Genomic DNA, 21,234 nt, shown 5'->3' with positions numbered 1-21,234 from the left:
GTTCTCGGACCTCGCGTGGACGGGTATACGGAAGGTTTCCTTTGCCCGGTTTTGCCGGATTTTCACGTGTCCGACTTCAGCGGGCTGCACTCCTCGTTCGTCTCCTCCTCCTGTGAGTAGGCGTCCACGGCCTTCGCGTCGGCCTTCAGAGTCAGGTCGGCGGGCGAGTCCGGATAGAACGGGTGTACGAAGGTGTCGTCGACATCGCACCGCGCCGGGGCCACTCCTCCGCCGTTCCAGTCGACGATCCAGAGGCGCAGCCGATCGTCCACCCGCCACACGTCCAGCGTGCCGAGGTTGTGCGCGACGAGCCGGGTGAGGGTCTCCGGCCGGCCAGGCCGCTGGATCGCGTACACGAACAGGTAGTTGACCTTGATACGGACGCGAACGAACCCGTCCTCCTTGAAGGTCGTGAGCCGGGTCTTGCCGTTGACCTTGAAGGTCTCGCTGGCCAGTTCCGCGCTCTTCGGGGCCAGGCTGGTCACCCACCTCCGGCTCTCGTACCCCTTTTTCCCGTCAGGGCGCTTGAGTCCCTTGACGAAGGGCGCGCGCTGCTCGGGGTCCAGCAGCCGGATCAGCGCGTTCGGCCTGCCGCCCAGCAGCACCTTGCGGTCCAGGTGCGAGGCGATCAGGAGTTTTCTCGCGTGCCGCAGGGCCGTCGACACCTCTTTGCGGCTCAGCCCGCCGAGCGCCCGAGCCTTCGGCATGACCAACCCCTTGGCGCCGTCGGCGTAATCCTGGGCGGGGGAGCCGTGGAAGGGGGAGACGTCCGCCGCTTTCACCTGCGCCTGCTCAGGGCTCTGGGCCGTCGGGGCGGTGCCGAAGTCCGCGAACCCCGCGAAGACCGAGGCGCGGACGCCCTCGACGACGTCGGGCCGGTAGACGACGAACCCCCCGGCCGCCGCCACCAGGACGGCGACGGCGATCGCCGCCCTCCGCCGCCTGCGGGCCCGCCTGAGGCGGGGCTGCCGCGCCCACTCCTGTTCTGCGATCTTGGTCATCCGCTTGCGTTCCCGCGCGCTGATCTGGTCCGTGAGCGTCTTGAACCGCTGGTCGATGTCGTCGTTGTCAGGCACGGGGGGCTCCGGGGGGAAATGTGCTTGTTGAGATACCGACGCATATGATCCATGGCTTTCGCCTGGTTTCGCCAGTCGTTCCGGGCGAGTACGAGGGCGGTACCCGGGGCGGATACCGTTGGGACCATGAGCAGCAAGCAGCCGCGTTGGACCCAGACCTGGCTCGGTGGCGTCCGGTCGGCCGGAGTCGATCTCGGCTACCCGGGGGAGCGGCTCGGGATGCCCGAGGAGGGCAGCGGCGCGGTGGCCGGATTCGGCCGCAGGATCGGCGCCATCATGGTCGACTGGCTGATCTGCACCTGGGCCATCACCCAGGGGCTCCTGCGGATCGACGCCGCCGCGACGCCCTGGGTGCCGGTCCTGATCCTCGCCGTCGAATACCTCCTGCTGGTGGGCACCATGGGGATGACCTTCGGGATGCGCCTGTTCGGCATCCGGGTCGCCGCGCTCGGCGGCGGCGCCCCCGGGTTCGTCTCGGTGCTCGCGCGGACCTTCCTGCTCTGCCTCGCCGTGCCCGCCCTCGTCTGGGACCGCGACCAGCGCGGCCTGCACGACCGTGCGGCGAACACCGTGGTCGTACGCCTCTGAGCCGGCCCGCGCCCGGTTTCTTTCCCCCTTCTCCGCTCTCCCGTTCCCGGTGCTCGTTCTCGGCCCCCGGTGCGGGCCGAGACCGCCGATTCCTTTTCCGCCCGGCGGTCGTCATACCGTGGGCGCCCGCGCAGGGCGGGACGCCGTACGGGAGGTATGAGGTCGTGAGCGGAGACGAGACAGGCCGGGAGCGGTCGGAGGACGCCGAGGTTCTGGCCGCGGCGCTGGCGGGTGACGAGCCGGCGTTCGGCGCGCTCGTCGAGAGGTACCGGCGGGAACTGCGGGTGCACTGCTATCGGATGCTCGGCTCGTTCGAGGAGTCCGAGGACATGGTGCAGGAGACGTTCCTGCGCGCCTGGCGCAGGCGGGAGAGCTTCCAGGGGCGCTCGACGTTCAGGGCCTGGCTGTATCGGATCGCGACCAACGCGTGCCTGGACTTCCTCGATCGTCACCCGCGTCGCCCGCGCCCTCGCGAGGCGCCGGCGCTCGCCACTCCGGGCGTGCCGTCGCCGTCCTCGACCGAGGTCTTCTGGCTGCGTCCCTACCCGGACCGCCTCCTGGAGCCCGCCGCGCCCGCCGACGCCGAGCCGGACGCCGCCGTGGTCGCCAAGGAGACGATCGAGTTGGCGTTCATGGCCGCCATCCAGCACCTGCCTCCCCGGCAGCGGGTGGTACTGATCCTGCGCGACGTGCTCGGCTGGTCGGCGCAGGAGGCCGCCGCCCTGTTGGAGGTGAGCGTCGCCTCGGTGAAGAGCACCCTGCAGCGGGCCCGGTCGACGATGCGGGAGAACCTGCCCGCGCGACGGCTGGAATGGGCGCCGTCGTCGGATCCGACCGGTGAGGAACGCGCGGTGCTGCAGCGCTACATCGACGCCGTCGAGCAGGCCGATCCCGCCATCCTGGCCGGGGTGCTGCGCGCGGACGCGTGGCAGTCGATGCCGCCGGCGCCGATCTGGATCCTGGGCGGACCTTCGATCGTCGACACGTGGCGCCCCGCCATGATCGGCCCTGAGGCGTGGGGGGATTGGCGGGTCCTGCCCACCCGCGCCAACCGGCAGCCCGCCGCGGCGGCGTACGTCAGGCGTCCCGGCGAGTCCGAGTACCACGGCTCGTGGCTCGGGGTCCTGCGGGTCGAGGAAGGGCTGGTCACCCAGATCACGACCTTCGGCGCCGAGATCTTCCCGGCTTTCGACCTTCCCCCGACGTTGTGATGGGCGCCGGTGAGGACCCGGCGCCCATCCCGCCCGGAGGGTCCGGGCCGGCGTTCGACGTGCGCAGGGTCGTCGTCGCGCCCGGGGACTCGCACGTCCACGACGGGGACGAGTGGCGGGGGGCGATCGTCCTGCTGGAGCGAGGGCGGATCGAACTGGTCTGCTCCGACGGCGATCACCGGGTTTTCCTGCGCGGTGACGTGCTGTGGCTGGACGGGCTCACCGTGCGGGCCCTGCGCAACCCGGGGCGGGAGCCCGCCGTCCTGCTCGCGATCTCCCGGCGCTGATCTTCCTGCGCTGTTTCCCCTCCCGGTTTTCCGGCGCCGACCTCCCGTGACCGGGCGGCGCCGGACCTCGGAGCGAATTTCTCCTCCCGGACCGATTCCTTTCCCGGCCTCCCGCCGTCGTACAGGTCACACACCTCATCACGAAGGGCAGGACGATGAACGATATGCAGAAGCGGGTCCAGGAAGCGGCCGACAAGCTGGTGGAGTCCGGCGCCGAGCGGGGCCTGCAGATCGCCGCGTACCGGCACGGCGAGCCGGTGGTCGACGTCGTCGCGGGCGTCGCCGATCCGGCCACCGGGCGTCCCGTCACGCCGGACACGCCGATCTGGAGCGCCTCGACCGGCAAGGGCGTCACCTCGACGGTGGTGCACGTGCTGGTGGAACGGGGCGTCCTCGGCTACGACACGCCGATCGTCGAGCTGTGGCCGGAGTTCGGTGCCCACGGCAAGGAGCGCGCGACCGTACGGCACGCCCTCACCCACTCGACGGGCGTGCCGGGCGTACCGGTGGCCACCACGCCGGAGGACCTGTGCGACTGGGAGGGGATGTGCGCGGTGATCGCCGACGCCAAGCCCTGGTGGGAGCCGGGAACCGGCAGCGGCTACCACCCCCAGTCGTTCGGCTACATCGTCGGAGAGATCGTCCGCCGGGCCACCGGCAGGCCGATCTCCCAGGTCCTGCGGGAGGAGGTCGCCGGACCGCTGGGCGTGGCCGACGAGCTGTTCTTCGGCGTCCCCGAATCCGAGCTGGGCAGGCTCGCCCGCCTGGAGGACGCCCCGAGCGACTTCGAGATGTCCCCGGAGATGTTCGCGGACATCCCGTTCTTCAGGGTCGTGGACGGCTACACGGCGGCGCCGATGGCGGCGATGCCCGACGCCGCTTTCGGTAACCGCGCCGACGTACTGACCTCCGACATCCCGGCGGGCGGCACCATGTCCGCCCGTGCCGTGGCCCGCATGTACGCCGCCCTGCTGGGCGAGGTGGACGGCGTCAGGCTCGTCTCGCGGGAACGACTCCGCGAGATCACCGCGGTGGAGTTCAGCGGGACGGACGAGATCACCGCCTTCCCGGCCACCCGGTCACTCGGATACGCCCTCGGCGCCACCGAGCTCCTCAACGGCCCCACCCTGTTCGGCATGGCGGGAAGCGGAGGGTCGGCCGCGTACGCCGACACGGCCACCGGGATCTCGGTCGCCGTGACCAAGAACCTCGTCTCCGCCGGGGATTTCACCACCTTCGACGTCCTCGGCGGACTCGTCATGGAACTCGGCGGCGACCGTTAGGGCGTCGCTCGGCGCGAGCGCGCCATCCCACCGGCTGTTCAGGCGGGATGGCGCGCCTGGCGTGCGCAGGTGAAGATCGCGGTGCCGGGCAGGTGGCGGCCGCGCAGCGGACTCCAGCCACCCCACTCGCGGTCGTGACCCGGCGGCCACTCGGGCTCGACCAGCCCTCGCAGCGCCAGCCCTGAGGCGGTGATGAGCCCGACCCAGTCGGCCATCGTGCGGTGGTGCTCGACGTAGGAGGGCCGCCCGTCCTCGCCGATCTCCACGTACGCGGAACGGTCGAAGTAGGAGCGGTCGGAGGTGAGCCCGGCGGGGCCGGGGTCGTCGGGGAAGGCCCAGCGGATCGGATGGCTCACCGAGAAGACCAGCAGGCCCCCGGGGCGCAGCACCCGGTGGACCTCGGCCAGCACGGCCCCGGCGTCCGCCACGAAGGGCAGCGCGCCGTACGCCGAGCAGGCCAGGTCGAACGTCCGGTCGGCGAAGGGCAGGACCTCGGCGTCCGCCTGGACCACCGGCAGCGCCGACCCGGCGTCCAGGTCGATCCGGCCGGAGTGCTGCAGTTGCCTGAAGGACAGGTCGAAGGCGGCCACCCTGGCGCCCTGCCCGGCCAGCCAGCGCCCGCACTGTCCGGCGCCGCAGCCGATCTCCAGCACGTCCTTGCCCGCGACGTCGCCCAGCAGGCGGGCGTCGGCCTCGTCCAGGCCCTCGGGGCCCCAGACGAACCCCGAGTCGCGCAGGAACTCCCCGTGCTCCGCCTGGTATTCGTCGGCGGAGGCGTCCCACCAGCCACGGTTGGCCCGGGAGGTGGCCGCGGCGTCCACCCGGTGGCGCCCCAACCCGGCGAGGCTCATCAGCGCATCTTCGGGCGGGGCATCTTCGCGCCGCGCGGCAGCGGGCCCTTGGGCATCGGCAGTGTCTGCGGGAGGGCCTTCAGCCGGTTGTTGATCTCGTACAGGGCGGGCTTCTTGAGATTGCGGGGCAGCTTCATCAGGTGGCGCTGCAGCTTGGCGAGCGGAACCTGCCCGTCGCCGTCACCGGACTGGATGTCGTAGACCGGGACGTCCAGCGCGACCCGCTGGACGCGCTTCTTCTCGGCGACCAGCATCTTCTGCACACGGCTGCCCGGCCCCTCGGAGACCAGGATGATGCCGGGGTAACCGACCACGCGGTGCACGATGTCCTGGTCGCGGGTGACGGCGACGGCGGGGGTGACCTCCCAGTTGCCGCGCATGCCCTGCAGGATCGCGGCGGCGGCGCCGACCTGCCCGTGCAACATGGAGTACTGGGCCCTCTGGGCGAGCTGGCCGAACACCACCAGCCCGACGGTGAGGGCCAGCATGATCCCGATGAAGAGGAGATACCAGAACCAGCCCGTGACCAGGCCGATCACCACGCACAGCGCGAGCGTGCCCAGCGCCGACGCGTAGACGATCGGCATCCCCTTGGGATTGGCCTCCTTGATGATCTTCGCGATCATGCGGAGCTGCTTGATGCGCCCCGGGCGCTCTGAGTCTTCGGGCTTCTTGGCCATGTTCTGAAGGATACAAATCCAGGGGTCAAGAAGTGAAAACGTAATCTGCCGGACGCCGACTCGTGAAACCGGAAGGACCCCGCTCGCCGGCGGTTTCACGGGGTCGTCGCGACTCCTCGGATCGAGATGTCGCGACGACCCCGTGAACCCAAGGCCCGAGCGGGGTCCTTTCAGGTTTCACTGACCGGCCGAAGAGGGCTCAGACGTGCTGGCGAGCCTCGACGGCCTGCTTGTACAGGCGCCCCGCCCGGTAGGAGGAGCGGACCAGCGGCCCGGAGAGGACCCCCGCGAACCCGATCGCCTCCGCCTCCTTCTGGAGCTCCACGAACTCCTCGGGCTTCACCCAGCGCTCGACGGGGTGGTGGCGCGGGGTGGGCCGGAGGTACTGGGTCACGGTGAGCAGGTCGCACCCGGCCTCGTGCAGGTCGCGCATGGCCTGGACGATCTCCTCGCGCTCCTCGCCCATGCCGAGGATCAGGTTGGACTTGGTCACCAGGCCGGCCTGGCGGGCCTTGGTGATCACTCCCAGGGACCGGTCGTAGCGGAACGCGGGCCGGATGCGCTTGAAGATCCGCGGCACGGTCTCGATGTTGTGCGCGAACACCTCGGGCCTGGAGGAGAACACCTCCTCCAGCTGGGCCTGGTCGCCGTTGAAGTCGGGCACGAGCAGTTCGACGCCGCAGCCGGGCAGGAGGGCGTGGATCTGCCGCGCGGTCTCGGCGTACAGCCACGCGCCGCCGTCGGGCAGGTCGTCGCGGGCGACACCGGTCACGGTCGCGTAGTTGAGCCCCATCTGCCGCACCGAGTCGGCCACGCGGCGCGGCTCGTCGGTGTCGTACGCCTTGGGCTTGCCGGTGTCGATCTGGCAGAAGTCACACCGCCGGGTGCACTGGTCACCGCCGATGAGGAAGGTGGCCTCGCGGTCCTCCCAGCACTCGGAGATGTTGGGACACCCGGCCTCCTGACAGACCGTGTGCAGCCCTTCGCGTTTGACCAGCTCCCGGAGCTCGGTGTGGTTCGGGCCCGTCCTGAACTTGGTCTTGATCCAGTCGGGCTTCTTCTCGATGGGGGTCTCGGCGTTGCGGACCTCAAGGCGGAGGAGTTTCCGCCCGTCGGGGGCGACGGTCATGCGAGCTCCTTCGTCGGTCGAGGGACCGAGGTGGTGCATATCGAGGTGCTGTAAATGTCGTCACGCTCGCTCACCTCACCAGCTTATGTCCCGCCGTAAGCTGCGGCGGCCCCGGGGCGCGGCGCCCGGATCAGCGCCGGAAGAGGTCTTCCTCGAAAAGCTCGAAGGCCTGCGCGCCGAGCGCCTCCGCCAGGTGCTTCTCGGCGTACGGCAGGACCTCGTCGACCACGATCCGGCGGCCGGTCTCGGCCGACAGCGAGGAGACCCCGGCGTCGCCGATGCCGCACGGGACGATCCGGTTGTACCAGCTCGGGTCGTTGGAGCAGTTGAGCGCGAACCCGTGCATCGTGACGCCGCCGGAGACCCGGATGCCGATCGCCCCGACCTTCCTGTCCGGCAGGCCGTGCGAGGGGTCGCCGGCCACCCAGACGCCACCGCGCCCCTCCACCCGGCCCGCCTGGACCCCGAAGTCGGCGCAGACGTGCACCAGGGTCTCCTCGAGGAGCCGCACGTAGGCGTTCACGTCGAGGGAGCCGCCGAGCTTGACGATCGGATAGCCGACCAGCTGGCCGGGACCGTGCCAGGTGATCCGCCCACCCCGGTCGACCTCGACGACGGGGGTGCCGTCGGAGGGCCTCTCGTGCGGCGCGGTGCGTTTGCCCGCCGTGTAGACCGGCGCGTGTTCGAGCATCAGGCAGGTGTCGGGGATCTCCTCGGCCACCCGGCGCGCGTGGATGCGCCGCTGAAGCTCCCACGCCTGCTCGTAGGGGAAGTCAACGCCAAGACGGACGACTGCCAGGTCACTCACGCCTCAAGAGTAGTTGACCCGCCCGTGGTTAAGACGTGAGAAGCCGAGGCTCGATACGGAACTCCTTGGCTCCACCCGCCCCGTCGTGCTCCACCTTGTAGGCGTAGGCGTCCGGATGGACGCTGACGGCCTGGATGAACTCGGTGCCCACGTAGTGCAGGGCGACGCCCTCGTCGGCCGCGTAGCCCTCGGGCAGTTCGCCGGAGGCCACCGCCTCGTGCAGCAGGCGCCGGCGCTGCGGCTCCGAGTTGTAGTGGACTCCGCAGGAGTATGGCAGCATGCCCAGGCCGTCGGACCACACCCGCAGCGTCGGCCCGAAGGAGTCGGTGTTGCCGCCCACGTGCCAGCAGAGCGCCCCGGCGCTCTGGCCCGCGAGGACCACGCCCGCCCGCCACGCCTCCTCGAAGATCTCGTCGAGGCCGTGCAGCCGCCACAGGGCCGCCAGGTTGGCCACGCTGCCGCCGCTGACATAGATGATGTCCTGGCTGAGCATCCACTCGCGCGGGTCCTCGACGTTGGGCATCGGGAACACGCTCAGATGACTCACCTCGGCGTCCCACGCGCCGAAGGCGCCGTACATCCGCAGCAGCCACTCCGCGTCGTCGCCGGTGGCGGTGGCGAGCAGGCCCAGGCGGGGCCGGTCCTGGCCGGTGAGGTCGAGGGCGTATCTGAGCAGCGGGCTCGCCTCCATGGTCCCCTGACGCGTGGAGAGGCGGAACGAGCCGCCTCCGATCGCGAGGATGTGCGACTGCCCGGGGCTGCCCATGTCTGTCTCCCAAGTGGTTTCATCGACCGGAACGCTGAAAACGGGGGTTTCAGATTACGGCGGCGAGTGCCTCGTCGAGACGGGTATGCCGGAACGCGTAGCCGCTCTCCAGCAGGCGCCGCGGGAGCACCCGCTGACCGGTCAGCACCCCCTCCTCGGCGAACTCCCCGATGGCCGCGCGCAGCACGAACTCCGGCACGGCGAGCGGCATCGTGGGCCGGTGAAGGGCCGCGCCGAGAGCCTTGGTGAACTCGGCGTTGGTGACCGGCTCGGGTGCCGTCACGTTCACCGGTCCCGAGATCTCAGGATTTTTCAGGATGTGTTGTACGGCGAGGACCCAGTCGTCGATGGAGATCCACGACCAGTACTGCCGCCCCGATCCCAGCGGGGCGCCCAGCCCCATCCTGAAGACGGGAAGGATCCGCGACAGCATGCCACCCCGGCCGCTCAGCACCAGGCCGGTACGGAGTCTCACCACCCGGATGCCCGCCTCCTCGGCGGGCGCGGTCTCCGCCTCCCACGGCACCACGACCTCCTGGGCGAGGAACCCCTCGCCCGCGGGCGCCGTCTCGTCCACGGCCACGTCCCCGGTGTCGCCGTAGAAGCCGATCGCCGAACCGGACAGCAGCGCCGCGGGCTTCGCCCCCAGACCGGCGAGCGCGCCCGCCAGGGTCCTGGTCCCCTCGACCCGGCTGCGGATCAGCTCGCGCTTGTGGTCCTCGCTCCAGCGCCGGTCGCCGATGCCCGCCCCCGCGAGGTGGATCACCGCCTCCGCGCCCTCCAGCGCGGCCTGGTCGACGACCCCCTTCGCGGGGTTCCAGAAGGCCTCGTCGTCGCCTTCCGGCACTCGCCTGACCAGACGGACCACCCGGGCGCCGTCGTCCCGCAGAGCCTCGACCAGAGCCGTTCCCAGCAGCCCGGAGGACCCGGTCACGATGATCGTCATGTCGTCCAATGTAATCGACCTCCCCCAAGGGCTTCGGAAACCGGGCGTCCACCGGATTCGCGTCGCCCCGCCTTCCCGGCCGGTCCGCCGCCGGGGGAGAACGAGCCGGGCCGGCCCGCGAGATCGCGGACCGGCCCGGAAGGAGAGAACGGGTGACTAGCCGTGCAGGCCCAGCTGGTTCTCGAAACGGCCGTCCTCGAGACGACGCTTGATCGTCGTCAGGAAGCGGGCGGCGTCGGCGCCGTCGACCAGGCGGTGGTCGTAGCTGAGCGCCAGGTACATCATCGAGCGGATGGCGATGACCTCGCCCTCAGGGGTGTCCAGCACCACGGGACGCTTGACGACGGCACCGGTGCCCAGCATGCCGACCTGCGGCTGGTTGAGGATCGGCGTGTCGAACAACGCGCCACGGCTGCCGGTGTTGGTCAGCGTGAACGTGCCGCCGGTGATCTCGTCCGGGCTCACCTTGTTGGTGCGGGTGCGCTCGGCGAGGTCGGCGATCTTACGGGCGAGCCCGGCGATGTTGAGGTCGCCGGCGTCCTTGATCACCGGGACGAGCAGGCCGCGCTCGGTGTCGGTCGCGAAACCGAGGTGCTCGGTGTCGAAGTACGTGACCTCGTTGGTCTCGCTGTTGATCGTGGCGTTCAGCTTGGGGTGCTGCTTGAGTGCCTCGATCGTGGCGAGGGCGAAGAACGGCGTGAAGGTGAGCTTGACGCCCTCGCGCCGCTGGAACTCGGCCTTCGCCTGCTCGCGCAGCCGCGCGATCTTCGTGACGTCGACCTCGACCACGCTGGTGAGCTGGGCCGAGACCTGCAGCGACTCGACCATGCGCTTGGCGATGGTCTGGCGAAGCCGCGACATCTTCTCGGTGCGCCCGCGCAGCGTGGTGTCCACCGCGACCGGCTCCGGCGCCTGCGGCGCGGACGGCTGGGCGGCGGCCTGCGGGGCGGCGGCCTGCGGCTGGGCCTGCTGCTGCTGGGCAGCACTGGCCCGCTCGCGCTGCTCGCGGGCCGCCTCCAGGACGTCCTGCTTGCGGATGCGCCCGCCGACACCGGTGCCGGTGAGCGAGTCGAGGTCGACGCCGTGCTCGCCGGCGAGCTTGCGCACCAGCGGGGTGACGTACGGGCTGTCGCCCGACGGCTGCGCGGCGGGCTCGGACACCGCGATCGGGGACGGAGGCGCGGCCTGGGAGGGCTGGGTGGTCTGGGGAGCCTGCTGCGGGGCCGGGGCCTGCTGTGCCTGCGCGGGGGCCGGCTGCTGCTGCGGCGCGGGCTGCGGGATCGAGGAGGCCGGCTGCGCCTGCTGCTGCGGGGCGGGCTCAGGCTCAGGCTCGGGCTCGGGGGCCTTCTCCTGCGCGGGGGCCGCGCCCTCGGTGCCGTTCTCGTCGATGACGGCGAGCTCGGCGCCGACCTCGACGGTCTCGTCCTCGGCCACCACGATCTTCGTGAGGATGCCCGCGGCCGGGGACGGAATCTCGGTGTCGACCTTGTCGGTGGAGACTTCGAGGAGGGGCTCGTCGGCCTCGACGCGCTCGCCCTCCTTCTTCAGCCAGCGGGTGACGGTGCCCTCCGTGACGCTCTCACCGAGCTGGGGCATCTGTACGGACTTCGGCATAGGTTGTCTTCTCTCGCGTTCCGAGTGAGGGCTTGCGTTAGTTGTGGACGTGGAGCGGCTTGCCGGCGAGCGCCAGCATCGCCTCGCCGACGGCCTCGGACTGGGTGGGGTGCGCGTGGATGAGCTGCGCGACCTCGGAGGGCAGGGCCTCCCAGTTGTAGATCAGCTGTCCCTCGGTCACCAACTCGCCGATGCGGCGGCCGACCATGTGCACGCCGAGCACCGGGCCGTCCTTCTCCGCGATGATCTTGACCGCGCCCTGCGTCTGCAGGATCTGGCTCTTGGGGTTGCCCGCGAGGTCGTAGGTCATCTCGACGATCTCGTGACCGCGCTCCCTGGCCTGGGCGGAGGTGATGCCCACCGAGGCGACCTCGGGGTCGGAGTAGGTGATCCGGGGAACGCCGTCGTAGTCGATCGGCACGGGGTTCAGACCGGCGATGTGCTCGGCCACCAGGATGCCCTCGGCGAAGCCCGCGTGCGCGAGCTGAAGGGTCGGGATGAGGTCGCCGACCGCGTACACGCTCGGCACGCTGGTCTGGCAGAACTCGTTCACCGTGACGGTGCCGCGCTCGATCGCGATGCCCGCCTCCTCGAAGCCCATGCCCGCGGAGACCGCGCCGCGGCCGACCGCGACCAGCAGCAGCTCCGCGTCGAGGGTCTTGCCGTTGGCCAGGCTGACGACCACACCGGTGTCGGTGGTCTTGACGCCCTCGAAGAAGACGCCCAGCTCCTGCTTGATGCCGCGGCGGCGGAAAGAGCGCTCCAGCAGCTTGGAGCTGGACTCCTCCTCCAGGGGCAGCAGGTGCGGCAGTCCTTCGACGATCGTCACCTCGGCGCCGAAGGAGCGCCAGACGCTGGCGAACTCCACGCCGATGACGCCGCCGCCCAGAACGACCACCGAGGTGGGCACCCGGTCGAGCTTGAGCGCGTGCTCGCTGGTGATGATCCGCTCGCCGTCGATCTCCAGGCCCGGCAGGGACCTGGGCGCGGAGCCGGTCGCCAGCACGATGTTGTGGCCCTCGTAGACCTCGGAGCCCACCGCGACCCGGTTCGGGCCCGCGAGACGGCCCTCACCTTCGATGATCGTGATGCCCTTGCTCTTGAGAAGGCCCTGCACGCCCTTCCAGGCGCGCGTGACGATCTTGTCCTTGAACGCGTGGACCGCGGGCACGTCGATGCCCTCGAATCGGGCCTTGACGCCGTAGGTCGCGCTTTCGCGAGTCTCGTCGGCGACCTCCGCGGAGTGCAGAAGCGCCTTGGTGGGAATGCACCCGCGATGCAGGCACGTACCGCCGATCTTGTCCTTCTCGATCAGCGCGACCGTCTTGCCCAGCTCGGCGGCCCGCAGAGCGCAGGCATACCCGCCGCTACCGCCACCTAGGACGACGATGTCGTAGGGGCCGCTGCCATCAGCCACAGGAAAGCTCCTTGTCGGATCGTAATACCGTCTTCACGGTCGCACCCCTCGTCGTGCCCTGGGTGGCCGCGTGGATCCTCGATCGCATCCACGCCGCCACCGGACCCGGCTCGGCGCCGCGCCGGTGCCCGCCCTCGGCCTGACCCCGGCAACCGCATCTTTTCATTTGTCCAGAGTTGCTTGTGACCCCGCTCGCGCGGAGTCGACGGTCAGCGCGAAGGCTCGCCCGCGTAACGCTCGGCCAGGCCGACGAGGGTCCGGGTGATCGCCCCGGTGCCGCCCTTCGGCGTGTAGCCGTGGGCCTCACCCTTGTTGAAGGAGGGGCCGGCCATGTCGATATGTGCCCAACGGACCCCGTCGGGCACGAATTCCCGCAGGAAGACGGCGGCCGTCAGCATCCCGCCGAAACGCTCGGGGTGCAGGTTGGCGATGTCGGCCACCGGGGAGTCGAGGCCCTTGCGCAGCTCCTCGGGCAGGGGCATGGGCCACACGGCCTCGCCCTGCTCGCCGGCCGTCGCGACGATCTCCGCGCGCAGGTCGTCGTCGTTGCCCATCACGCCCGCCGTCCGCCAGCCCAGCGCGACGATCTGCGCGCCGGTGAGCGTGGCGACGTCGACGATCACGTCGGGGTCGTCCTGCCCGGCGCGGGCGATGCCGTCGATGAGGACCAGACGGCCCTCGGCGTCGGTGTCGAGCACCTCGACGGTCTTGCCTGCGAAGCTGGTGAACACGTCGGAGGGACGCTGCGCGGTGCCGCTCGGCATGTTCTCCGCCAGGCAGAGGTAGCCGACCGCGTTCACCTTCAGGCCCAGCCTCGCGATCGCGAGGAGGGCGCCGAGGACCGCGCCCGCGCCGCTCATGTCCGACTTCATCCAGTCCATCGAGGCCGTCGGCTTGAGCGACAGGCCACCCGAGTCGAAGGTGATGCCCTTGCCGACGTACGCGAGCTTCTTGCCGGCCTCGGGGTGGCTGTAGGAGAGGCGGACCAGCCGGGGAGGGTTGGCCGATCCCTGGCCGACGGCGACGATGCCGCCGTAACCGCCCTCCTTGAGCGCTTTTTCGTCCAAGACCTCCACCGACAGGCCGGCCTCGGAGCCCACCCGCTCGGCGATCTCGGCGAAGCGGGCCGGCCACAGGCCCGACGGCGGGGTGTTGACCAGGTCGCGGACGAGGGAGACCGACTCGGCCAGGGTGCCGGCGCGCTCGATCGCGGCCTGGGCACCCTCGGCGTCGGTCACCACGGCCAGCTCCGACACCGGGGAGACCTGCTCCGCGGTGGTGCGGTACTTGGTGAAGGAGTAGGCGCCGAGAAGCCCGCCCAGGGCGACGGCGCCGGCGTGCTCGGCGCTCGCGGCGGGCAGGGCGAGCGTCACCCGGCCGGTGCCGGCCAGGGCGCGGACCGCGGTGCCCGCCGCGCGGCGCAGGACCTCGGCGTCGTAGCCGTCACCGGAACCGTCGTCGGGGGCCTCGGGGGCCTCGCCCAGGCCGACGACGACCAGCAGGGGCGCGGTCAGCGCGCCGAAGGTGGGGATCTTGGAGATCTCGCCGGGCTTACCCTTGGCCCCCACGCTCTCCAGCGTGGCGGCGAGTCTGCCACCGAGCGCCTGGTCGAGGCCTTCGGCCCCGGGAGCGGGAAGCAGGCCGTCAGGTCCGGTGTGGACGCCGACGACCAAGGCGTCGGTGTCGTACGAGACACCGTTGTCAGTTGGGGTAAGCCGCACAGTGGTCACGTATGCCGATGCTAGTCGGGCTGGGACGGTACGCATAAACGAGGGTTCATCCTACGAATCGTGGTCTCCGATGGTGCTACTCGGGGTGGCACCATTGAAGGTATTGGTGCTAATGTCGCTAGCATCATGTTGCTCACCTTGGATCTGAACGATCCCCGGCCCCTGCACGAGCAGGTCGCCGAGGCGATCAGGCGTGCCGTCGCCGAGGGGTCGTACGCCCCGGGAGACCGGCTCCCGCCGGCTCGCGACCTGGCCGCCGCGCTGGGCATCAACGCCAACACGGTGCTGCGCGCTCTGAGGGACCTGCGCGACGAGGGAGTGCTGGAGTTCCGCCGGGGTCGCGGCGTGACCGTGCTCAGCCGACCGAATCCGCGCAGCGTCATCGAGGAGAAGCTGCGCTCCCTGCTCGACGAGGCCGTCCAGTACGGCTACCGCCACGACGACGTCATCGAGCTCATCAGGGAACTGTCATGACCGGGCCGGGTGCCCGGTCCTTAGAAGAGAGGGCCGACGTGGGTCTGCGAGCCCGATTCCTGTCCATCGCCACCGCCTGGTTCGGGCTGGTAACCGTCGCGCTGATCGCGGCGCCGTTGGCGCTGCGGGACCGGCTGCCCGATCCGGTCGCCACCCACTGGGGGGCGTCCGGCGCGCCCGACAACTCGATGCCGTTCCTCGTGTCGCTGCTGTTCCAAGTGGGCCTGTGGACGCTGCTCGCGGGCGGCGCACTGGGGTTCGCGTTCGTCAACACCGCGATGTTCAGGCGCAGGACGAGCCGCATGGCGCTCGGCGCCGCGCTGGGAGGCGCCGGCCTGTTCTTCCCGGGGTTGCAGATCGTCACGCTGATGGCCAACCTAGACGCCCCTCATTGGAGGCAGGCCGACGACCTGGGGTGGGGCGCGCTGCTCGCGGTCGCGGGGCTGGTGCTGGGCGGCTGGCTCGGCGCGCTCGCCGCCCGCCCTGGGCCCGACGAGCGCCCTGAGCCGTCCGCCGTCCCCACCCGGCGGGTCCCGCTCCGCCCCGGCCAGCGCGCGGTGTGGGTCTCCTCGGTGAGCAGCGGCCTTCTCACCGCGCTCAGCGGCTCCGTGCTGGCCGTGGGAGGAGGGCTCGCCGTGCTCGCCCTGATCGGTGGCGACAGCGCGCTGTGGGTCCCCGCGACGATCACGTTCCTGGCGGGCCTGCTGGCACTGACCTTCAGCTCCGTGCGGGTGCAGATCACCGAGGAGGGTGTCGTGCTCTTCTACGGGCCGCTCCGCCTGCCCCGCAAGCACATCCCGATCGAGCGGGTGGAGCGGGCCTGGTCGGAGCGGCGATTCCCGTCCGACGTCGGAGGCTGGGGCATCAGGGGCCTGCCCGGGGCCGTGACGGTCATGATCCGCGGCGGGGAGTGCCTCGTGGTGGGTTATGTCTCCGGTGGCCGCTTCGCCGTCTCGATCGACGACGCGGAGAGCGGGGCCGCCCTGCTGAACACCCTCGTGGACCGGGCGGCCACCGGGCCGTCCGCCCGCTGACCTCCTGCCCTCCGTCCCGTCTTCTCTTCTTCGACCCTCTCCGACCTCCCCTGACCTTCGTCATTTGACGTCCTGTCCGCTGGGTGTCCTCTGGCCTTCGCCCGCTGCTCCGTCCTCCACCCATCCATTCATCCCGCTTCGTCCTTCGCACGTTCTTGTCCCCGCTCCCCGCGGTGTCCCGGCCCTCTCCTGCGGTCGTCTCCGCTGCTTTCCGCTCCTCCCGTTCCCCCGCGTTCAAGCCCCCGAAGGTGGTGTCATGCTTCGCCGATCCCCTGACCTATGGTTGTTTCTGCTCGTCGCGTTCGGCCTGTCCTGGTTGTTCGCCCTCCCCATCTGGCTCATGGACGCCTCGACCAGCGCGTCCGTGTTCATGGCGATGGGGGTGGCGATGATGTTCACCCCGACGCTCGCAGTCCTCGCCGTCCGGCTGCGCGACAGGCGCCGTGGAGACGTCACCACCAGGCGTGAGTGGGCCGTGCGAACCGGCCTGTCGGCGGGCGGGAGCCGGGGCCGCATGCTCGCACTGGTCGCACTCGCCTGGTTCGGCGTACCCGTGCTGGTCGTCGTCGCGACCGCGCTCAGCGTCGCCTTCGGCCTGCTCTCCGTCGACCTGCGGGAGTTCAGCCTGTTCCGCCAGAGTCTGGCGGCCGCGCCGGGCGGGCCGCCCCCGGTGGAGGTCGGAGTCCTGGTGATCGCGCAGCTCGTGTCGATGGTGCTGGTCGCCCCAGTGATCAACTCGATCGCGGCCTTCGGTGAGGAGTGGGGGTGGCGGGGGTGGCTGCTGCCGCGCCTGATGCCGCTCGGCACCTGGCGGGCCCTGCTGGTGTCCGGAGTGATCTGGGGGCTCTGGCACTTCCCGCTCACCCTGCGCGGATACAACTATCCCGAGCTGGGGGCGTGGGCCGCACCGATGTTCATCATCTTCTGCGTGGGCTTCGGAGCCCTGCTCAGCTGGCTCCGCCTCTATTCGGGAAGCGTCTGGCCCGCGGTCGTCGGGCACGGGTCACTGAACGCCTCCGCGGGCCTGGCGATAATCCTCGGTGACGCGGCAGACCCGCCGGTGTTCGTCTTCGCGGGGATCACGGGTCTGGTCGGCTCGGTGTTGCTGGCCGTGGTCTCGGCGCTGCTGTTCAAATACCGTCCGGTCGAGCGACCGGCCCCGGCCACCGTCGCCGCGTGAGAGCCGGGCGAGTGTTGCCTCACGCTCTTCCTTCGTTCGGCCGACATCCGCTGGACGAGACCCGTTCGGTCGGCATCCGGTAGACGGGGCGAGAGCGGTCGCGCGCTTTGTCCGGGCAGGAGAAGTCCGGGCAGAAGAAGGCGGTCAGTTCGTGAGGATCGTGCAGGCCAGCAGGGTCGTCGCGGTGGCGATCTCGACGAGGGCGCCGAGCACGTCGCCGGTGACGCCGCCGAGCCGCCGTACGGCCCTGCGCCGTACGGCCCAGGCCGCCAGCAGCCCCACGAGCATGGCGAGGGGGAGACCCCGGGGGTCGAGAAACGGACCCAGAGCGGTTGTAGGGACCACATCGGTGATGCCCGTCTCAAGTTCGGGCAGATAACTGGAGATGACGCTGTCCGAGTAGACCACAAAGCTCCGCTCGACCCCGCCGAGAAGTTCGGACAGCGAGCCGGACGGCCAGGGGCCGAGGGCGCCGTGGAGATAGACCAGCGCTGTCGTTCCCACGAGCATCAGCGCGGTCATGACCACCGCGACGCTCCGCCGCACGGTGCCCGCGACCATCGCGCCGAGCCCGTCGGGGCGTGCCGGGGGGATGCCCTCGCGGCAGGCCCAGGTGAGGGCGAGTCGTCCGGCGGTGCAGGCCGCGACCAGGATGATCGCGCCCGTGCCCGCTCCGGCATAGGCGATGGCCTCCTGCAGGGCCGCTACCTGGATCAGCAGGACGAGAACCAGCGTCACCACCCCGAAGGGGCCGATGTCCGACCGCTTCATGATTTCCAGTGCCCGCTCGGCGGGTTTGGCGCTGCCCAGCCCGTCGGCGAGGTCGGCCAGTCCGTCCAGGTGCAGCCCTCGGGTGAGCAGTGCCACGGTCGCCACGGCCAGCACCGACGCCGGAAGCGGCGTCATCCCCAGCCACAGGGAGATCACCAGCACCATCCCGCCGCAGGCCCCGATCACCGCTCCCACCAGCGGGGCCACCGCCATCGCGATCCCCCCTGCCCGGCGGTCGACCACCCCGGGACGGACCGGGAACACGCTCAGAGTGCCGATCGCGAGACGCACTCCGTCGATGAAGCCGGACGGGCCGTTCTCGGGCGGGGTCGAGGGCTGGGACATGACCGACGATCGTAGTTCTTGCGGCTCCCGGCGCGGTGCCCGCATCCGTTCACCGTTCTTGATGGGGCCGGGGAGCTTGAGGGGGCAGAGCTGACCCGGGGAGCTTGAGGGGGCAGAGCCGAGGGGTCAGAGGGGGAGGGGGAGGAGACGGCCGGAGACGACGAGGGTAACGTCCTCCGACTCCAGGGCGAGGCGTTGGTTCAGGCGGCCGAGGGTGTCACGGAACATCCGCCCGCCGGCGGTGTCGGGCACCAGGCCGAGACCGACCTCGTCGGAGACCGCGACGACCCGGGAGCGGGTCTGCCTCCAGGCCGCCACCAGGTCGTCGCACCGGGCGGCGACAGCCTCCAGGGCGCCGGAGGTGTCGCCGCCCGCTCCGCCCGGCCAGGCGTCGCACTCGTCGAAGACCGCGGCCACCCAGGTGCCGAGCCCGTCGATCAGCAGCGGGGCGTCGGCGGACCGCAGCACCTCGGACAGGCCGGTGGTCTCGGCGGTGTCCCAGTGGGCGGGCCTTCGGTCGCGATGCGCCCGGACTCGGCGCAGCCATTCGGGATCGCCGTCGCCGGACGGACCGGTCGCGACGTAGAGCACCTCGGGCTCGGCCGCCAGCCGCAGTTCGGCCTCCGCCGACTTGCCCGACCGGCTTCCCCCGAGCAGCAGGGTTCTCCTGGGCGGGGGAGTCGGAGCGGGAGGGGGCTCGCTCGTGTCGACGACCGTGCCGTCCGGTACGACGCGCACCCCCCACAGCGCGGCCCGCCGGGTCAGTTCCGTCTCCGTCGGCACCCGGTGGTCGACATCGATGGCCACCACGTGCGTCCGCTCACCGACCAGACCTCGCCGGCGCAGGTCCCCGAGCCGTTCCGGCCGGTCCAGTACGTCCAGCAGCACCAGGTCCAGCGTCCGCTCACCCCGCTCGTCATATGAGGACCCATCGTGTGGAGACTCGCCGTACGAGGGATGGGTGAATGCGGCATAGAGGACGCGCCGGCCATCGGAGGTGGTGACGGTGAGGCCGTCAGGACCGGGCGAGGCGCGGTAACCGGGCGGGAGCGGGCCGGACAGCGGCAGCCGTGCGGGACCGTTGGGCGGCATCGAACGGTTGGGTGTCATCGAGTCGCCGGGGGGCGTCGAACCGCCGAGTGCGGTCGGCCTGTCGGAGAGCGTAGAAGTGTCGGGCACTGCCAGGTCGTCGGGCGAGGGGGAGCCGTCGAGCGGCAGGGGGCCGTCCGCCGGCGCCGAGACGCCGAGTACCACGGAGGTGGCACGACGGCCCGGTGTGACACGGGCGCAGGAGGCACACCCGCAGCCCGGGGACGGCCACCCGCCAGGGCCCGCCGTGCCGGAGATCAGAACCTTCACACCCGGTCTCCTGTCGCGTTGAAAGGTTGGTCGAGAAACCGCGAGCCCTCGCCTCCGGGAGGAAGCGGTCGGCGTACCGGGGGAACGTCCCGGCGGTGAAGAGCGGTCATCGTGTTTCTCATCGGTTTGCGGGAGTAAGCCGTCCGGCAGGCACCCGGTGCCGGCCGCCGACAGGTGAACACTCCGGTGTCCTGGACCTCGGGTGCTGCCTTCAGCTGGAAGCCCCCGACTTCGGTCGTGAGAAGGAAATCAAGATCTCGCCTTCATGTCCGGGAGCGTCATGGAGAGGTAGGGTTCGCTGAGGCCGCCGAGGGGCACCGGCAGGACCTGCGAGAAGGAGCTGTGGCATGACGTGGCGCTGGCGTTACGAAGACGCGAACGGTGGCGAGGTGGTCGAGGGTGTTTCGCCCTCCGACACGTTCCCGAGCCAGGCGGACGCCGAGTCGTGGCTGGGTGAAAGCTGGCGTGAGCTGCTGGAGGCCGGGGTCGAGAGAGTCACCCTGATCGAAGGCGAACGTGTCGAGTACGAGGGGATGTCACTGCGCCCCGAATGAGCGCCCCGAATTCGGCGCACTGAATGACGTGGGTGAACGGAAACCCTTCGGCTCTCGTTGAAGAACGAGGGCCGAGGGGTTTTTGCCGCTAGGGGCGACGCTCGGGGCTCACGGTCTTGGCGGGGTCGCGCTCGACGACCGGGCCGAGGATGTCGTCGATCTTCTTCAGCACCTCGGACTCCAGCTTGACCCCGGAGGCCTTGACGTTGTCGCGGACCTGCTCGGGCCTGCTGGCTCCCACGATGGCCGAGGCCACGTTGGGGTTCTGCAACACCCAGGCGACCGCGAGCTGGGCCATGCTCAGGCCGAGGTCGGAGGCGATCGGTTCCAGCTGCTGGACGCGGGTGAGCACGTCGTCGTTGAGCATCCGGGCGATGAAGTTGCCCCCGGTGGGGTCGGTGGCACGTGAACCGGCGGGGGGCGGCTGTCCCGGCCGGTACTTGCCGGTGAGCACGCCCTGGGCGATGGGGGAGAAGACGACCTGGCCGACGCCCTCCTTCTCGCTCAGCGGCACGATCTCGGTCTCGATGACCCGCCACAGCATGGAGTACTGGGGCTGGTTGGAGACCAGGCGGTCGAAGCCCATCTCGTCGGCGATCTTCAGTGCCCGGCCGATCTGGTCGGCGGTCCACTCGCTGACGCCGACGTAGAGGACCTTGCCCTGGCGTACGAGATCGTCGAAGGTCTTGAGGGTCTCCTCAAGCGGTGTCTCGTTGTCGAAGCGGTGCGCCTGGTACAGGTCGACGTAGTCGGTCTGCAGACGGCGCAGCGAGCCGTGCAGCGACTCGGTGATGTGCTTGCGCGAGAGCCCTCGGTCGTTGGGGCCGGGTCCGGTCGGCCAGTAGACCTTGGTGAAGATCTCCAGAGACTCGCGGCGGACTCCGGAGAGGGCGCGGCCGAGCACTTCCTCCGCCTTGGTGCCCGCGTACACGTCGGCGGTGTCGAAGGTGGTGATCCCCTCGTCGAGTGCCGCCTGCACGCACTGCTTGGCGGCGTCCTCCTCTACCTGGGAACCGTGTGTGATCCAGTTGCCGTAGCTGATCTCGCTGACCATGAGACCGCTGCGGCCAAGGTGGCGGAATTCCATGGTTCGAGATTAGTAGGCGCCATGCTTCGCGATGATTCGGGATA

Annotated in this window: 22 protein-coding genes; 9 read left to right on the top strand and 13 right to left on the bottom strand. The window is 70.5% G+C overall.

Annotated features, from left to right (window positions below; genetic code table 11):
- Positions 1-62: 62 nt before the first annotated feature.
- Positions 63-1,076: a hypothetical protein gene (locus AB0B96_RS02155; RefSeq protein WP_362895742.1), complete on the bottom strand. Its 1,014-nt coding sequence runs from the start codon at positions 1,074-1,076 to the stop codon at positions 63-65.
- Between the two features lie 126 nt (positions 1,077-1,202).
- Here AB0B96_RS02155 and AB0B96_RS02150 point away from each other — a divergent pair, with 126 nt between their 5' ends.
- The 4 genes from AB0B96_RS02150 (at position 1,203) to AB0B96_RS02135 (ending at position 4,445) form a co-directional block, all read left to right on the top strand.
- Entirely contained in the window at positions 1,203-1,664 is a 462-nt protein-coding gene (locus tag AB0B96_RS02150) for an RDD family protein (RefSeq protein WP_350947434.1), read from the top strand.
- Between the two features lie 164 nt (positions 1,665-1,828).
- Positions 1,829-2,875 (top strand): RNA polymerase subunit sigma-70, encoded by a 1,047-nt coding sequence (locus tag AB0B96_RS02145; RefSeq protein ID WP_362895740.1) that lies wholly within the window; start codon positions 1,829-1,831, stop codon positions 2,873-2,875.
- Positions 2,875-3,162, top strand: coding sequence for a cupin domain-containing protein (locus AB0B96_RS02140; protein WP_362895738.1), 288 nt, complete (start codon positions 2,875-2,877; stop codon positions 3,160-3,162). Before AB0B96_RS02145 ends, AB0B96_RS02140 begins: the two co-directional genes overlap by 1 nt.
- A gap of 155 nt (positions 3,163-3,317) precedes the next feature.
- Positions 3,318-4,445, top strand: coding sequence for a serine hydrolase domain-containing protein (locus tag AB0B96_RS02135; protein WP_362895736.1), 1,128 nt, complete (start codon positions 3,318-3,320; stop codon positions 4,443-4,445).
- 38 nt (positions 4,446-4,483) lie between these two features.
- On the opposite strand, the gene AB0B96_RS02130 is transcribed toward AB0B96_RS02135, so the two are convergent.
- The 8 genes from AB0B96_RS02130 to lpdA form a co-directional block, all read right to left on the bottom strand.
- Positions 4,484-5,296 (bottom strand): class I SAM-dependent methyltransferase, encoded by an 813-nt coding sequence (locus AB0B96_RS02130; RefSeq protein ID WP_350947438.1) that lies wholly within the window; start codon positions 5,294-5,296, stop codon positions 4,484-4,486.
- Positions 5,296-5,976 (bottom strand): DUF4191 domain-containing protein, encoded by a 681-nt coding sequence (locus tag AB0B96_RS02125; RefSeq protein WP_350947439.1) that lies wholly within the window; start codon positions 5,974-5,976, stop codon positions 5,296-5,298. The genes AB0B96_RS02130 and AB0B96_RS02125 overlap by 1 nt, the downstream gene beginning before the upstream one ends.
- A 199-nt stretch (positions 5,977-6,175) precedes the next feature.
- Positions 6,176-7,105: a lipoyl synthase gene (gene lipA / locus AB0B96_RS02120; protein WP_350947440.1), complete on the bottom strand. Its 930-nt coding sequence runs from the start codon at positions 7,103-7,105 to the stop codon at positions 6,176-6,178.
- Between the two features lie 130 nt (positions 7,106-7,235).
- Positions 7,236-7,913 (bottom strand): lipoyl(octanoyl) transferase LipB, encoded by a 678-nt coding sequence (gene lipB / locus AB0B96_RS02115; protein ID WP_350947441.1) that lies wholly within the window; start codon positions 7,911-7,913, stop codon positions 7,236-7,238.
- A 28-nt stretch (positions 7,914-7,941) separates the two neighbouring features.
- Positions 7,942-8,679: a peptidase E gene (locus AB0B96_RS02110; RefSeq protein ID WP_350947442.1), complete on the bottom strand. Its 738-nt coding sequence runs from the start codon at positions 8,677-8,679 to the stop codon at positions 7,942-7,944.
- Positions 8,680-8,728: 49 nt separating this feature from the next.
- Complete coding sequence (locus tag AB0B96_RS02105) at positions 8,729-9,625, bottom strand: TIGR01777 family oxidoreductase (RefSeq protein ID WP_362895733.1); 897 nt, start codon at positions 9,623-9,625, stop codon at positions 8,729-8,731.
- A gap of 156 nt (positions 9,626-9,781) precedes the next feature.
- Complete coding sequence (gene sucB, locus AB0B96_RS02100) at positions 9,782-11,239, bottom strand: 2-oxoglutarate dehydrogenase, E2 component, dihydrolipoamide succinyltransferase (RefSeq protein WP_362895731.1); 1,458 nt, start codon at positions 11,237-11,239, stop codon at positions 9,782-9,784.
- A gap of 37 nt (positions 11,240-11,276) precedes the next feature.
- A complete protein-coding gene (gene lpdA, locus AB0B96_RS02095; protein WP_362895729.1) occupies positions 11,277-12,656 on the bottom strand; it encodes a dihydrolipoyl dehydrogenase in 1,380 nt (459 codons plus the stop codon).
- Between the two features lie 11 nt (positions 12,657-12,667).
- Between lpdA and AB0B96_RS02090 the strand changes: the two genes are divergently transcribed.
- Complete coding sequence (locus AB0B96_RS02090) at positions 12,668-12,799, top strand: hypothetical protein (protein ID WP_350947446.1); 132 nt, start codon at positions 12,668-12,670, stop codon at positions 12,797-12,799.
- Between the two features lie 66 nt (positions 12,800-12,865).
- Here the strand turns inward: AB0B96_RS02090 and AB0B96_RS02085 are convergent, their stop codons facing one another.
- The gene (locus tag AB0B96_RS02085; protein ID WP_362895727.1) at positions 12,866-14,422 is read right to left on the bottom strand and encodes a leucyl aminopeptidase; all 1,557 of its coding nucleotides are present in this window, start codon (positions 14,420-14,422) and stop codon (positions 12,866-12,868) included.
- A 90-nt stretch (positions 14,423-14,512) separates the two neighbouring features.
- Between AB0B96_RS02085 and AB0B96_RS02080 the strand changes: the two genes are divergently transcribed.
- From AB0B96_RS02080 to AB0B96_RS02070, 3 genes are all read left to right on the top strand, one after another.
- On the top strand, positions 14,513-14,860 hold the full coding sequence (locus AB0B96_RS02080; RefSeq protein ID WP_350947448.1) for a GntR family transcriptional regulator: 348 nt from the start codon (positions 14,513-14,515) through the stop codon (positions 14,858-14,860).
- 38 nt (positions 14,861-14,898) lie between these two features.
- A complete protein-coding gene (locus AB0B96_RS02075) occupies positions 14,899-15,894 on the top strand; it encodes a DUF1648 domain-containing protein (RefSeq protein ID WP_362895725.1) in 996 nt (331 codons plus the stop codon).
- A 256-nt stretch (positions 15,895-16,150) separates the two neighbouring features.
- Entirely contained in the window at positions 16,151-17,074 is a 924-nt protein-coding gene (locus AB0B96_RS02070) for a CPBP family intramembrane glutamic endopeptidase (protein ID WP_362895723.1), read from the top strand.
- A gap of 144 nt (positions 17,075-17,218) precedes the next feature.
- On the opposite strand, the gene AB0B96_RS02065 is transcribed toward AB0B96_RS02070, so the two are convergent.
- Positions 17,219-18,190, bottom strand: a complete 972-nt coding sequence (locus AB0B96_RS02065) for an adenosylcobinamide-GDP ribazoletransferase (protein ID WP_362895721.1) — start codon at positions 18,188-18,190, stop codon at positions 17,219-17,221.
- Between the two features lie 126 nt (positions 18,191-18,316).
- Positions 18,317-19,549, bottom strand: coding sequence for a bifunctional adenosylcobinamide kinase/adenosylcobinamide-phosphate guanylyltransferase (locus AB0B96_RS02060; protein ID WP_362895719.1), 1,233 nt, complete (start codon positions 19,547-19,549; stop codon positions 18,317-18,319).
- Between the two features lie 347 nt (positions 19,550-19,896).
- Between AB0B96_RS02060 and AB0B96_RS02055 the strand changes: the two genes are divergently transcribed.
- Positions 19,897-20,103 (top strand): hypothetical protein, encoded by a 207-nt coding sequence (locus AB0B96_RS02055; protein WP_350947453.1) that lies wholly within the window; start codon positions 19,897-19,899, stop codon positions 20,101-20,103.
- Between the two features lie 88 nt (positions 20,104-20,191).
- Here AB0B96_RS02055 and AB0B96_RS02050 read toward each other — a convergent pair whose 3' ends face one another.
- Positions 20,192-21,190, bottom strand: coding sequence for an aldo/keto reductase family protein (locus tag AB0B96_RS02050; RefSeq protein ID WP_350947454.1), 999 nt, complete (start codon positions 21,188-21,190; stop codon positions 20,192-20,194).
- Positions 21,191-21,234: the final 44 nt, after the last annotated feature.

It is taken from the genome of Streptosporangium sp. NPDC049046 (genome assembly GCF_040649155.1).
In the GTDB taxonomy this organism is placed as follows: Bacteria; Actinomycetota; Actinomycetes; order Streptosporangiales; family Streptosporangiaceae; genus Streptosporangium.
Note: the sequence above shows the minus strand (reverse complement) of the source record. Positions and strands in the feature narration are given on the sequence as shown.

Coding starts and splice junctions, on each gene's coding strand:
- sucB (WP_362895731.1), bottom strand. CDS start 11,239: ATGCCGAAGTCCGTACAGATGCCCCAGCTCGGTGAGAGCGTCACGGAG.
- AB0B96_RS02065 (WP_362895721.1), bottom strand. CDS start 18,190: ATGTCCCAGCCCTCGACCCCGCCCGAGAACGGCCCGTCCGGCTTCATC.
- AB0B96_RS02105 (WP_362895733.1), bottom strand. CDS start 9,625: ATGACGATCATCGTGACCGGGTCCTCCGGGCTGCTGGGAACGGCTCTG.
- AB0B96_RS02140 (WP_362895738.1), top strand. CDS start 2,875: ATGGGCGCCGGTGAGGACCCGGCGCCCATCCCGCCCGGAGGGTCCGGG.
- AB0B96_RS02110 (WP_350947442.1), bottom strand. CDS start 8,679: ATGGGCAGCCCCGGGCAGTCGCACATCCTCGCGATCGGAGGCGGCTCG.
- AB0B96_RS02070 (WP_362895723.1), top strand. CDS start 16,151: ATGCTTCGCCGATCCCCTGACCTATGGTTGTTTCTGCTCGTCGCGTTC.
- AB0B96_RS02150 (WP_350947434.1), top strand. CDS start 1,203: ATGAGCAGCAAGCAGCCGCGTTGGACCCAGACCTGGCTCGGTGGCGTC.
- AB0B96_RS02080 (WP_350947448.1), top strand. CDS start 14,513: ATGTTGCTCACCTTGGATCTGAACGATCCCCGGCCCCTGCACGAGCAG.
- AB0B96_RS02055 (WP_350947453.1), top strand. CDS start 19,897: ATGACGTGGCGCTGGCGTTACGAAGACGCGAACGGTGGCGAGGTGGTC.
- AB0B96_RS02050 (WP_350947454.1), bottom strand. CDS start 21,190: ATGGAATTCCGCCACCTTGGCCGCAGCGGTCTCATGGTCAGCGAGATC.
- AB0B96_RS02085 (WP_362895727.1), bottom strand. CDS start 14,422: ATGCGTACCGTCCCAGCCCGACTAGCATCGGCATACGTGACCACTGTG.
- AB0B96_RS02135 (WP_362895736.1), top strand. CDS start 3,318: ATGAACGATATGCAGAAGCGGGTCCAGGAAGCGGCCGACAAGCTGGTG.
- lipA (WP_350947440.1), bottom strand. CDS start 7,105: ATGACCGTCGCCCCCGACGGGCGGAAACTCCTCCGCCTTGAGGTCCGC.
- AB0B96_RS02125 (WP_350947439.1), bottom strand. CDS start 5,976: ATGGCCAAGAAGCCCGAAGACTCAGAGCGCCCGGGGCGCATCAAGCAG.
- AB0B96_RS02130 (WP_350947438.1), bottom strand. CDS start 5,296: ATGAGCCTCGCCGGGTTGGGGCGCCACCGGGTGGACGCCGCGGCCACC.